Consider the following 12,118-nt stretch of genomic DNA (forward strand, 5'->3'; position numbering starts at 1 on the left):
GGAGTTCCCTTCTCGCATCCAACCATGCCCGCACAGGGGGCTGCTCACTACCCGGGTGTCAACCTCTCGACCCCCGCGACACCACGCGTGACAAGGCCTCCACGACGCGTGGTTCGTAGTCGTGCGCACTCCCCAGCCGCAGCCGCTCCAGCGCTCGCAACGACCCCTCCATGGAAGCCTTCCCGGCCACCATGTCCTCGTACGCGTTGACCGCGCGGACGATACGCGCCGTGAGCGGCTGCTCACGGAAAGGGTCCGCCTGCCGCTCGACCACCACGGCGACTTCGGACGCCACCCCGGTCTGCCGTACGACCGCGCCGCCCAGCAGGGCGATCCGGCGCTGCAACTCCGGATCCAGCCCCTCCGTGGCGCCCGAGGCGACCGGATCGACGAGCGAGAGCTGCCCGATGTCGTGCATCAGAGCCGCGTACTCCAGGACGGTGAGCTCGGGATGGGCCAGGCCCAGCTCGCGGCCCACTGCGCAGCTGAGTTCGGCCACCCTGCGCGCGTGCCCGTGCGGCGTGTAGCCGGCGACCTCGGTGGAGCGCGCGAGGGAGGCGATGGTCTGCCGGTACGTGGCGCGCACCGTCGCGTACCGGCGGAAGGAGAACAGCGTGAGCAGCAGCGGCACGCAGAAGACCGGCAGCGCCCACAGTCCGGCGACGGCGACGGCGAGCGCGATGACGGCCCCGGTCGCGCCGATGGCCGGAGCTATGCCGACGCGGGTACGCAACCGGCCGCGGAGCAGCGGCCCGAAGGGACGGCCGGTGCTGTTCGCGGCGAACACGGCGGCCAGCAGGGAGTCGCACAGCGCCGTCAGCAGCGTGACGGCGAGCAGATAGAGCGCGTAGTACGGACCGGGCCCCACCCACTGCGCCAACGCGCCCGAAGTGTAAAGGGGTTGGAAGCAGGTGGCGGCGAAGCCGACGGCGAGCACTCCGCGTACGGCGTGGTCGAGTTCGAGGGCCGGGCCCGCCGCGGCGCGCGGGGCGTTGCCCGCGAGTGCGGCGACGATCACCACGGCGACGACCTGGAGGACGCCGCCGGTGGTCCGTTCGCCGCCGACCTCGCCGAGCAGGGCGTAGCCCAGGGCTCCGGCGGCGGCGAGCGGCGCGCTCGTGGCGGGGTTGCCGTCGTGGTCGCCGCCGGGCAGCTGTACGCGCACGGACTCGCCGACCGCGACGACCGCCGCGAACGCCAGTGCCACCCAAGGCTGTTCGAGCCCGCGCCACAGGGTGAGGCCGAGCGCGGCGAAGCTGAGGGCCGCCGCGGCGCCACGGCTCAGCGCTACCAGGTATCTCATGCCGGGGGCCGCCCCGCCCCGGCCTCCGCGGCGGCCTCCTCCGCGGTGTCCGCCACAGCCTCGTCCGCGGCGGCCGCGGCCTCGGCGCCGGACCGCACGCGGTCCGGGTCCGCGGCGAGGGCGGATTCGTCCCGGTCGCGCGCAGCTGGGACGTTTCGCCCGCTCCGGCCCCGCCCCTCCGCTCCGGCCGCTCTCCCCGTCCGGTCCGCCGTGACGGCCGGCGACCACTCCTGACGCTCCAGCGCGCGGGCCAGCGCCTGTACGACACGGGGGTCGAACTGCGTGCCCGCGCACCGCTCCAGCTCCGCGACCGCCGTGCCGACGGGCCGCGCACGCCGGTAGCTGCGCGTGGACGTCATCGCGTCGAAGGCGTCGGCCACCGCCACCACGCGGGCGACCTCGGGGATTTCGAGACCTGTGAGCCCGTACGGATAGCCGCTGCCGTCCAGCCGCTCGTGGTGGTGCAGGATCGCGGCGCGCGCCTCCCCGAGGAAGCCGATGCCGCGGACCATCTCGTGCCCGTACTCGGGATGCAGCTCGATGACGCGCCGCTCCTCCTCGGTGAGCGGGCCGTCCTTGCGCAACAGCCTTGTGGGGACGCCGAGTTTGCCGATGTCGTGCAGTATTCCGGCGAACCGCAGCGCCTCCGTACGGTCGTCGTCCATGCCGAGTTCGCGGGCGATCAGGACGGAGGCCCGGCCGACTCGTTCACTGTGGCCGCGCGTGTAGCGGTCCTTGAGGTCGACGGCCTGCACCAGGGCCCGGATCGTCGACTGGTGGGCGCCCCGTTCGCGGTGGTACTGCGCGAAGACCCAGCAGCAGATGTACATCGGCAGCAGCACGAAGAAGGCCGAGGCGGGTCCGTACGGGCTGCGCCACAGCACCGCCATCATCAACCCCACGAATCCGTGCAGCAGATGGGGCGCCACCGCCCGCTGGAACTGCCCGCGCCACGCCGCCCGCAGCGCACACCGCTCGGCGGCGACGAGAACCGCGCCGTCGAGCACCGTGACCACCGCGCAGAAGGTGAGCGCGGCTGCGGCCGCTGCGACCAGTACGTCCGGGAAGAGCGCCGTCCCATGGTGCGGCGCGGTCAGGCTGCCGTCCGCCGCGGTCCACACATGCCCGGACACCCAGGCGGCGAGGGCCAGTTGGGCGGCGTGCCATGACCGGCGCGCGGCGGCGTGACGCGGCTCGACGCGCCCGATCAGCGCCCCCGGCACCGGTACGAGCGCAGCCGCGGCCGGCGGCAGCAGGAAGGCCGCGGTCAGCAGCACGGGGAAGAAGGCGCCCATGTTCCCGGGCACCTTGTGGCCCATCAGGGGGCAGCGCGGCGCGTATTCACAGATCGCGTAGAGCGCGGCCAGCGGCAGCAGCACGCTCCATTCGAGGCCGCCCGGGTCCAGCAGGGCGGGCGCCGCGCACAGCAGCGCGCAGGACGAAGACGCCGCGATGAGCCCGCGCGCCTCCCACGGCAGGCGGGCTCGCCCTGCACGCATCGGTGACTCCCTCCCCACATCACGGTGGAAGGGGAGAGAATAGGACGGACTGGGCCCGAGTGTGGCGTCATCGGCACAATGCTCCGCAGAGGGCGCCCAGTTCTCACACCTTGGAGTGAGAAGAGACCGAAGTGCGGACGGGGAGCGGCCCAACTCCCGTAGAGCCACGGCGAATTACCCGGAACCGGGACGGCGACGTCCGAGGCCCCGGAACGGAGCGCGGTGCGGGTACGGTGCGGGGCGGTGCGGGTGCGGTGCGCTGAGGGGCGGTGCCGAGCGCCAAGGGGCGGTGCGTCAGGCGTACTTGCTGCGCCCGGAGACCGACTGCGACGCCGGCCCGGAGGGCTGCTCGGAGGACGTGTCCGCGGGGACGGCGTCCGCATTCCCGTCCGGCTTCACTTCCGCCTTCGCCTCCGGCTTGGTTTCCGCCTTCGCGTCCGTCTGCGACTCGTCCGGCCCGACGGGCACTTCGGTCCCGGCCGCCTCGGCAGCGCGGATCAACTCGATGCGCCCCATCACCTTCGAGCGCAGACCCGACGGCACGTCGTCATGGCCGCAGCAACGCTTGACGAGCTTCTTGACCTCCTGCTCGAGGCCGTACTTCTCCAGGCAGGGCGAGCACTCGTCGAAGTGCTCCTTGAACTTCTCGCAGTCACTGTCCGGCATTTCCCGGTCCAGGTACTCGTAGAGATGGTCGAGCACCTCCGAGCAGTCCGTCTCGTGCGGCTCTCCGCAGCTCATGAGCCCGAACCTTTCCCGTCGTGCGACTGCGCGGCGCCCGCGGGAGCAAGGCCCCGGTCACGCGCGTAGTCCTCCAGCATCCCGCGCAGCTGCCGACGGCCGCGGTGCAGCCGGGACATGACCGTGCCGATCGGTGTCCCCATGATGTCGGCGATCTCCTTGTACGCGAACCCCTCGACGTCCGCCAGATAGACCGCGATGCGGAACTCCTCCGGAATCGCCTGGAGGGCCTCCTTCACATCGGAGTCCGGCAGGTGATCGAGGGCCTGGGCCTCGGCGGAGCGCAGCCCCGTCGACATGTGCGACTCGGCGCGCGCGAGCTGCCAGTCCTCGATGTCCTCGGCAGCGCTGCGCTGGGGCTCGCGCTGCTTCTTCCGGTACGAGTTGATGAACGTGTTGGTGAGGATCCGGTACAACCACGCCTTGAGGTTGGTGCCCTCACGGAACTGGTGGAACGAGGCGTACGCCTTCGCATACATCTCCTGCACCAGGTCCTCTGCGTCCGCGGGATTGCGCGTCATGCGCAGCGCCGCCGAGTACATCTGGTCGAGGTAGTTCAGCGCGTCCCGCTCGAAGCGCGCGCTGCGCTCCGACTCGGTCTCCTGTCCGGCGTTGCCGCCGTCTTCGGTCCCGGTGACCGGACCCACCTCCTCCGGTGCTCCGGCGAGCCCAGCGGACCCGCCCGAATCGGAGAATAGACGACGTTCCAGCTCTCGCGCCGCCCCGGTCTTCCTCACGTCCGTCGTCCCGCCGGCAAGCGCGACCGTGGCCCAGTCAAGGTCAGCGGCCTTCGGACGCTGCGGGCAAGCGACAGAACCCATACCGACGGCTCCCTCGTTCTCGACACTCTGACTTTTGCGTGAACACATGCCCGCCGGGTGTTCATTCCCGGGCGGGGCCAGTCATGACCGAGGCGTCCGACCGGCATGACCGAGGCGTCCGACCGGCCGCGGTCGCGGTCCTCCCCCCCCGTCAGCCCCCCCCGTCAGCGCCCGCCCACGGGCGACAGCCCGGCCAGCCAGTCGGCGACCGCGCCGGTGAGCAGGGCCAGCGCCTCCTCCTGCCCCACGGCGGCGCGCTTGGGCACGGCGAAACCGTGATCGCCTTCCGGGACCTCCACGATCCGCGTGCCCTCCGGGAACTCCTCGGGGCGCCCGAAGGGATCACGCCCGCCCTGCACCACGAGCACCGGCAGCCCCGCCTCTGCCGCACCGTTCAGCTCACCGGCACGGGACTTCTCCGGCTTCCCGGGGGCGTGCAGCGGGAAGGCGAGCGCGAGCACCGCCGCGGCGTCCAGCTCTCCGGCCGTACGGCATGCCACCCGGGCGCCCGCGCTGCGGCCGCCCGCCACGACGGGCAGGCCCGGCGCGCACAGCGCCGGCCACAGCGCACGCCACCCGGTGTCGAGCGTCTTCGGCGCGGGCGCGACCTTCTTCCCTGCCACCCGCCACGGCTGCTCGACGAGCGCGACCGTGACGCCCGAACCGGGCAGCACGCGCGCGAGCGCCCGTAGGTCCCGCGCCTCGATTCCGCCGCCCGCCCCGTGGCCGAGTGCGAGCACGGTGTGCGCCTCGGGGGCGGTGTGCCAGGTGATGCGGGCGTCACCGGCGGGGGTCGCAACGGTCTCACGCCCGGAGTGCCCGGAGCCCTCGGAGGGGCCGGGGTTCTCGGCAGTCTCGGCATGCCCGGATCCGGAGCTCCCGGACTTCGATGGGTGCGCGGATCGCCCGGCGTGCTGTGCGCGCTCCGCAGCCGCGCCGTCTCCGCCTCGTGCGGCTTTGCTGGTCATGGAAAGCCATCCTGCCCCGTGCGTCCCCGTCCCCCTCGTCCCCCTGTCCGCGAGCCGGTGGTCCCCGGCCTCGGCCCCCACCACCCCCCTCAGCACAGCGCCCCTCAGCACAGCGTGCGATCAGAGCAGCGGGCCGGTCAGAACAGCGTGCCGACCTCGGGCCCGGCCAGTTCCCTGAGCAGCTCGGCGCTGTTGTTGCGTACGTTGCTGACGCCCGTGGAGACCGGATAGGCGCGCATCATCCCGGGAGGCGGCGGCTCCAGCAGCGCGCGCAGCTCCTCCTGCGACCTGCGCGCCGGGTTCAGCCAGGCGTTCCAGCGCTCCGGCAGCATCATCAGCGGCATCCGCGGGTGGATGTCCGCCAGCGACTTGGGGCCGTCCTCGCCGCTGGGACCGGCGAGCGGCGCCGTCTCCGCCTCCGTGGTCACCACGGTGCAGGTCGTCCACCAGGCGCGGGGGTGGTCGTCGGGGAGCGTGCCGTCGCGCCAGAACTCGTACAGCCCGGCCATCGCCATCACGGAACCGTCCGCCGGCGTCACGAAGTACGGCTGCTTGCGCGGCCGTTTCCGCTTCCCCTCCTGCTCCAGCTCGAGCTCGTTCTTCGCGGTGCACCACTCGTAATAGCCGTCGGCCGGGAGCAGGCACCGGCGGGAGGCGAAGGGACGCCGGTAGGCGGGCTTCTCGTGCACCGTCTCCGCCCTGGCGTTGATCATCTTCGCGCCCATGTCGGGCGACTGGGCCCAGGCCGGTACGAGCCCCCACGTCAGCGTCCGCAACTGCCTTACCGGCCGCGGGTCTTCAGATCCCTTCAGCGGGCGGTCGAGGACCGCGTGCACCTGCTTGGTGGGAGCGATGTTCCAGTCGGGGGCCAGGGTCTCCCGGGGGTTCCACAGCTCCACACCGAAGCGTTCGACGAGGTCCTCGGGTCTCCGGCTTGCTGCGTAGCGTCCGCACATAAGTGCCACACTGCCACGGCACTGATGTGGATCGCCCCGCGTTCACGGAGAAGCACATTCCGCTCAGGGAGAGGATGTGCCGGAGCAGTGCAGGTGCGGGGCAGGGGAGGACAAAGGAAAGAATGGACACCACGAGCATCGCCGGTCTGTGGGACAGGGTCGCCGGCACGCAGCCCGACCCGGCCCAGTGGCTGGTCCTCACGACCGCCGTCATAGCCCTCGCGGCCGTCGTGCCGCACCGCGTGTGGCGCTTGTCACGGAACGCGGTAACCATCGCGCACGAGGGCGGGCACGGTCTGATCGCCCTGGTGTCCGGGCGTCAACTCGAAGGCATACGGCTCCACTCCGACACCTCCGGCCTCACCCTCTCCCGCGGCAAGCCCACCGGCATCGGCATGGTCCTCACCGCTGCGGCCGGCTATACGGCACCCTCCCTGCTCGGCCTCGGCGGCGCCTGGCTGCTCGCCGCGAACCACATAACGCTCCTGCTGTGGAGCGCCACCGGGCTGCTCCTGGCGATGCTCGCGATGATCCGCAACGCCTACGGCGTGCTCACCGTCTTCCTCACCGGCGGCGCCTTCGTACTCGTCTCGTGGCTGACGGAGCCGCAGGTGCAGGCGGGATTCGCGTACGTCGTCGTCTGGTTCCTGCTGTTCGGGGGCGTACGGCCGGTCTTCGAGCTACAGGGCAAGCGCCGCCGCGGCGGCGCTCCGGACTCCGACGCGGACCAGCTCTCGCGGCTCACGCACGTGCCCCCGCTCATGTGGCTGGTGCTCTTCCACGCGGTGTCGCTGTGCTCGCTGACCGGCGGCGGCCGGTGGCTGCTGGGCTGGTGAGCCGCGGGCTTCCCGGGCGGCGGCCCGGTGGCTGATCCGGCCCGCGTTCCCGGGACCTGCCGGATCGTCGCCGAAGCCGGCGCAGGACTGCGCAGGACGGCGCAGGACTGCGCAGGACGGCACAGGCCGGTGCAGTCCTGCGCCTGACGGCGGAGAACCGGCACAAGAAGGGCACGGCCGCCGAACGACTAAGGTGAAACTCATGACCGAGCACACCGCCGGCGCCGCCCTGTGGCCCGCGCCCTCCGCCAGTTCGCCCGTCGACGCGACCGTCGCCGTGCCCGGGTCGAAGTCGGTCACCAACCGCGGTCTCGTGCTCGCCGCCCTGGCCGCCGACACCGGTGTGCTGCGCCGCCCGCTGCGCTCCCGGGACACCGTGCTGATGGCGGACGCGATGCGCACGATGGGCGTCCACGTCGAGGAGGGCGTCGGCCCTGACGGCACGGGCGAGTTCTGGCGCGTCATCCCCGCCGGGCTGCACGGCCCCGCCGCCGTCGGCGTCGGCAACGCCGGGACCGTCATGCGCTTCCTGCCGCCCGTGGCCGCGCTGGCGGACGGTCCCGTGCGTTTCGACGGCGATCCGCGCTCGTACGAACGCCCGCTGCACGGCGTCATCGACGCCCTGCGCACCCTCGGCGCCCGCATCGACGACGACGGCCGCGGACGGCTGCCGATGACCGTGCACGGCGGAGGCTCACTCGCCGGCGGCAGCGTGGAGATCGACGCGTCGGCCTCCAGCCAGTTCGTCAGCGCGCTGCTGCTGTCGGCGCCGCGCTTCAACCAGGGCGTCGAGGTGCGTCACACCGGCGGCACCCTGCCGTCCGCTCCCCATATCCGCATGACGATCGACATGCTCCGCAAGGCCGGTGCGCAGGTCGACGCTCCCGAGGACGGCGGCGAGCCCGACGTCTGGCGGGTCACGCCCGGAGCCCTGCTCGGCCGGGACCTGGTCGTCGAGCCCGACCTCTCCAACGCGCAGCCCTTCCTGGCGGCGGCGCTGATCACCGGCGGCCGGGTCACCGTGCCGGACTGGCCGGAGCACACGACACAGCCCGGCGACGCGCTGCGCGGCATCTTCACGGAGATGGGCGGCTCCTGCGAACTGGACGAGCGCGGGCTGACGTTCACCGGCGGCGGCCGCGTCCACGGCATCGACGTCGACCTCGGCGACGTCGGCGAGCTGACGCCCGGCATCGCCGCCGTCGCGGCCCTGGCCGACTCGGAGTCGGTGCTGCGGGGCGTGGGCCATCTGCGGCTGCACGAGACCGACCGGCTCGCCGCCCTCACCAAGGAGATCAACGGCCTCGGCGGCGACGTCACCGAGACCGCGGACGGCCTGCGCATCCGCCCGCGCCCGCTGCACGGCGGGATCTTCCACACGTACGACGACCACCGGCTGGCGACGGCCGGGGCGCTGCTGGGCCTCGCCGTCGAGGGAGTGGAGGTCGAGGACATCGCCACCACCGGCAAGACGCTGCCGGGCTTCGACGGCATGTGGGCGGAGATGCTCGGCGCCACCGCCACCGCCACCGCCACCGCCACCGCTACTGCCACCGTCACGGGCGGCGCGGCGGGTCCGGCCGGCTCGCGACTCGAAGAGAGCGACTGAGGACGGCCCCGCGATGCGGCGCTACGGCAAGCACACCGACGAGGACGACGTCCGCGTACGTCCCAATCGCAAAGGCAGCCGTCCGCGCACGCACACCCGCCCCAAGCACGAGGACGCCGCACAGGGCATGGTCCTGACCGTCGACAGGGGCCGGCTCACCTGTCTCGTCGACGACCGCACCGTCACCGCCATGAAGGCACGCGAACTCGGCCGCAAGGGCGTCGTCGTGGGCGACCGCGTGGCCCTCGTCGGCGACCTGTCCGGCGAGAAGGACACCCTCGCCCGCATCGTGCGCGTCGAGAAGCGCACCTCGGTGCTGCGGCGCACCGCCGACGACAACGACCCCTACGAACGCGTCGTCGTCGCCAACGCCGACCAGCTCGCCATCGTCACCGCCCTCGCCGACCCCGAGCCCCGGCCGCGGCTGATCGACCGCTGTCTCGTCGCGGCGTACGACGCGGGGCTCGACCCGCTGCTCGTGCTGACCAAGTCCGACCTCGCGTCCGCACGGCCGCTGCTGGAGCAGTACACGCCGCTGGGCGTCCGGCACGTCGTCACCAGCCGCACCGAACTGGCGGACGGCGCGGCCGCGGAGCGCGTACGGGAGTCGCTCAACGGCCGGATCACGGTGCTGGTCGGCCACAGCGGAGTCGGCAAGACCACCCTGGTCAACGCCCTCGTACCGGAGGAGCACCGCCGCACCACGGGTCACGTCAACGCCGTGACCGGCCGCGGCCGCCACACCACCACCTCGGCGCTGGCGCTCCCCATGCCGGAGGAGGGGAGCTGGGTGATCGACACCCCGGGCGTCCGCTCGTTCGGGCTGCACCACGTCGACCCGTCACGCGTCATCGGCGCCTTCCCCGACCTCGAGCCCGGCACGGCCGGCTGCCCGCGCGCTTGCAGCCACGACGAGCCGGACTGCGCGCTCGACCAGTGGGTCTCGGACGGCCACGCCGATCCGCAGCGCCTCTACTCGCTGCGCCGCCTGCTGAGGACGCGGGAGGAGCACGAGGGGGACTGACCGCCGTCAGCGGTGGTGGGCGAGGAGCGCCCGCACCACCTCGCGGATCTGCCCCACCGCCTCCTCTTCCGTACGCTCCGCCGCGGGCGCGACCACGTGCGACAGCGCGATCCGCATTCCCGCCTCGCAGGCCGGACCCAGCCTGCCCGAGGAGCCGTTGGGCGAGAGCCCTTCGAGCACGCGGTCGCACAGCCTGGCCGCCAGCACCCCGGGCTCTCCGGGCCGTACGCCCGCGGACGGGCCCAACCCGTCCATGCCGTCCGCATCGTCCATGCCGGCCCTGCCGACCGTGCGAGCGGACCCGTCGCGGACACCGCCCTCCCGTCCCCCGCCGTCGGGGACGGCCACCACGGGCAGGGGCATCGGCGAGCCCCAGCATCCCGTGAGCGCGGCACGGACGATGGGCTCGTCGCGAGCGGTACGCAGCATCCAGGCCCCCGCGGCGGCGCACGAGGCGGCGGGGTCGGTGCCTCCCCGGCCGCCCTCCGCAGCCGCACGCGCGGCGCCCTCGACGAAGCCGTCGATCAGGCGGCCGACGAGGGCGGCGCCAAGCCCTTCCTTCGTCCCGAACTCGTTGTAGAGCGTCTGCCGTGACACACCCGCGGCGCCGGCGACGTCCACCATCCGCACTCCTGCCCACGGCTGTGCGCCGACGGCCGTGTGTGCGGCTTCCAGCAATGTCTCGCGTGCAGTAGGCATCGTGCCTCCGAACCCGGCGGCTGGGGTGCGGGACAGAATTGACGCGTCACCAACTCCTGTCAAGACAATGTGCGCAGACCCGTCGACGATGCCGGTCAGCCGTCCTCCGCCGCGTCTCCCGCCGGCGCCGCACCGCCCGCCGACGCGAATCGGCTGCACCCGCATGGCGTCCCGGACGCTCTGCCCTGTGGCTGGGTATCCGGCAGGTCGATACTGTTCACACATGCCGGACTACCACGATGATCTGCGTCTCGCCCACGTACTGGCCGACGCCGCCGACGCCGCGACGATGGAGCGGTTCAAGGCTCTCGATCTCAAGGTCGAGACGAAGCCGGACCTGACTCCGGTCAGCGAGGCCGACAAGGCGGCCGAGGAGCTGATCCGTACGTCGCTGAAGCGCACGCGCCCGCGCGACGCGGTGCTGGGCGAGGAGTTCGGCACCGACGGGCACGGCTCGCGCCGCTGGATCATCGATCCGATCGACGGCACGAAGAACTACATCCGCGGGGTCCCGGTCTGGGCGACCCTGATCGCCCTGACGGAGCTGGGCGAGGGCGGCGACCAGCCCGTCGTCGGTCTCGTCTCGGCCCCGGCCCTCAACCGCCGCTGGTGGGCGGCGAAGGGCGGCGGCGCCTACACCGGCCGCAGCCTGTCGCAGGCCAGCCGTCTTCGTGTCTCCGGCATCGAGACCGTACGGGACGCGTCGTTCGCGTACTCCTCACTGCACGGCTGGGAGGAGCGCGGCATGCTCCCCGGCTTCCTCGAACTGACCCGGGACTGCTGGCGCACGCGCGGCTACGGCGACTTCTGGCCGTACATGATGGTCGCCGAGGGTTCGGTGGACGCCTGCGCGGAGCCGGAGTTGTCGCTGTGGGACATGGCCGCGAGCACGGTCATCGTGAAGGAGGCGGGCGGCATGTTCACCGGCCTCGACGGCAGGGACGGCCCGCACAGCGGCAACGCCGTGGCCTCCAACGGGCTGCTGCACGAGGAAGTCCTCACCTACCTCACCGCCTAGGCCGGCCCCGCCCGGTCCTGTCCCCCCGGTCCTGTCCCGCCCGGTCCTCTCCCGCCCGGTCCTGCCGGCCCGGCACGAATCCCCGCGCGCACGCCCCATCTCCCGGTGTGCGTGCCCTTGTTGTGGTCCCGGAGCCATGTGAACATAAGGCTCCGTAAGCTTGTGAGCTTGTGAATCTCTTCTCGAAGGGAAGAGACACCAAGGAGGTGGACCACGCACATGCCCACCCTCGTCCGAGACGCAATGACCACGGTCGTCCTCACCATCGGTCCCGCCCACACACTCCGCCAGGCCGCAGCACTGATGTCGGCCCGCCGGGTCGGCGCAGCCGTGGTGCTCGACCCCGACACCAGCGGACTCGGCATCCTCACCGAGCGCGACATCCTCAACTCCCTTGGCGCGGGCCAGGATCCGGACCACGAGACCGCCCAGTCCCACACCACCACCGACGTCGTCTTCGCGGCCGAGGAATGGACGCTGGAGCAGGCGTCCGAGGCCATGACACACGGCGGCTTCCGCCACCTGATCGTGCTGCGCGCGCAGGAGCCCGTCGGCATCGTGTCCGTACGGGACATCGTGCGCTTCTGGACCGGACGGAACGAGGCGGTGGGAACCGTGGGGGCGAGCGTCTGACCTGAGCGCTG

12 protein-coding genes are annotated in these 12,118 nt (G+C 72.4%); 5 read left to right on the forward strand and 7 right to left on the reverse strand.

The genetic code is table 11. The annotated features are described in order from the left end of the window. Window positions 1-58: 58 nt before the first annotated feature. The 6 genes from HCC61_RS04895 to HCC61_RS04920 all read right to left on the reverse strand — a co-directional run bounded on the left by HCC61_RS04895 (window position 59) and on the right by HCC61_RS04920 (window position 6,288). Window positions 59-1,303 (reverse strand): HD domain-containing protein, encoded by a 1,245-nt coding sequence (locus HCC61_RS04895; RefSeq protein WP_169134029.1) that lies wholly within the window; start codon window positions 1,301-1,303, stop codon window positions 59-61. Beyond that, the gene (locus HCC61_RS04900) at window positions 1,300-2,802 is read right to left on the reverse strand and encodes an HD-GYP domain-containing protein (RefSeq protein ID WP_169134030.1); all 1,503 of its coding nucleotides are present in this window, start codon (window positions 2,800-2,802) and stop codon (window positions 1,300-1,302) included. Before HCC61_RS04900 ends, HCC61_RS04895 begins: the two co-directional genes overlap by 4 nt. Window positions 2,803-3,096: 294 nt before the next feature. Next, window positions 3,097-3,543 carry a mycothiol system anti-sigma-R factor gene (gene rsrA, locus HCC61_RS04905; RefSeq protein ID WP_169134031.1) on the reverse strand — a complete coding sequence of 149 codons (447 nt, stop codon included), beginning with the start codon at window positions 3,541-3,543 and terminating at the stop codon, window positions 3,097-3,099. Next, complete coding sequence (locus HCC61_RS04910; RefSeq protein WP_206322121.1) at window positions 3,540-4,364, reverse strand: sigma-70 family RNA polymerase sigma factor; 825 nt, start codon at window positions 4,362-4,364, stop codon at window positions 3,540-3,542. The genes rsrA and HCC61_RS04910 overlap by 4 nt, the downstream gene beginning before the upstream one ends. A 164-nt stretch (window positions 4,365-4,528) precedes the next feature. Next, complete coding sequence (locus tag HCC61_RS04915) at window positions 4,529-5,332, reverse strand: alpha/beta family hydrolase (protein ID WP_240968489.1); 804 nt, start codon at window positions 5,330-5,332, stop codon at window positions 4,529-4,531. Window positions 5,333-5,469: 137 nt separating this feature from the next. Next, window positions 5,470-6,288 (reverse strand): SOS response-associated peptidase, encoded by an 819-nt coding sequence (locus HCC61_RS04920; protein WP_169134033.1) that lies wholly within the window; start codon window positions 6,286-6,288, stop codon window positions 5,470-5,472. A gap of 122 nt (window positions 6,289-6,410) precedes the next feature. On the opposite strand from HCC61_RS04920, the gene HCC61_RS04925 reads away from it, so the two are divergent. From HCC61_RS04925 to rsgA, 3 genes are all read left to right on the forward strand, one after another. Further along, window positions 6,411-7,124 (forward strand): M50 family metallopeptidase, encoded by a 714-nt coding sequence (locus HCC61_RS04925; protein ID WP_169134034.1) that lies wholly within the window; start codon window positions 6,411-6,413, stop codon window positions 7,122-7,124. A gap of 202 nt (window positions 7,125-7,326) precedes the next feature. Next, on the forward strand, window positions 7,327-8,733 hold the full coding sequence (aroA, locus tag HCC61_RS04930; RefSeq protein ID WP_169134035.1) for a 3-phosphoshikimate 1-carboxyvinyltransferase: 1,407 nt from the start codon (window positions 7,327-7,329) through the stop codon (window positions 8,731-8,733). 13 nt (window positions 8,734-8,746) lie between these two features. Further along, the gene (gene rsgA, locus HCC61_RS04935; protein ID WP_169134036.1) at window positions 8,747-9,757 is read left to right on the forward strand and encodes a ribosome small subunit-dependent GTPase A; all 1,011 of its coding nucleotides are present in this window, start codon (window positions 8,747-8,749) and stop codon (window positions 9,755-9,757) included. Between the two features lie 6 nt (window positions 9,758-9,763). Here rsgA and HCC61_RS04940 read toward each other — a convergent pair whose 3' ends face one another. Then, window positions 9,764-10,456: a TetR/AcrR family transcriptional regulator gene (locus tag HCC61_RS04940; RefSeq protein WP_169134037.1), complete on the reverse strand. Its 693-nt coding sequence runs from the start codon at window positions 10,454-10,456 to the stop codon at window positions 9,764-9,766. A gap of 223 nt (window positions 10,457-10,679) precedes the next feature. Here HCC61_RS04940 and hisN point away from each other — a divergent pair, with 223 nt between their 5' ends. Together hisN and HCC61_RS04950 are read left to right on the forward strand one after the other, a co-directional pair. After that, entirely contained in the window at window positions 10,680-11,474 is a 795-nt protein-coding gene (gene hisN, locus HCC61_RS04945; protein WP_169134038.1) for a histidinol-phosphatase, read from the forward strand. A 219-nt stretch (window positions 11,475-11,693) separates the two neighbouring features. After that, window positions 11,694-12,107 (forward strand): CBS domain-containing protein, encoded by a 414-nt coding sequence (locus tag HCC61_RS04950; RefSeq protein ID WP_169134039.1) that lies wholly within the window; start codon window positions 11,694-11,696, stop codon window positions 12,105-12,107. Window positions 12,108-12,118 lie beyond the last annotated feature (11 nt).

It is taken from the genome of Streptomyces sp. HNM0575, from assembly GCF_012726265.1.
GTDB lineage: Bacteria > Actinomycetota > Actinomycetes > Streptomycetales > Streptomycetaceae > Streptomyces.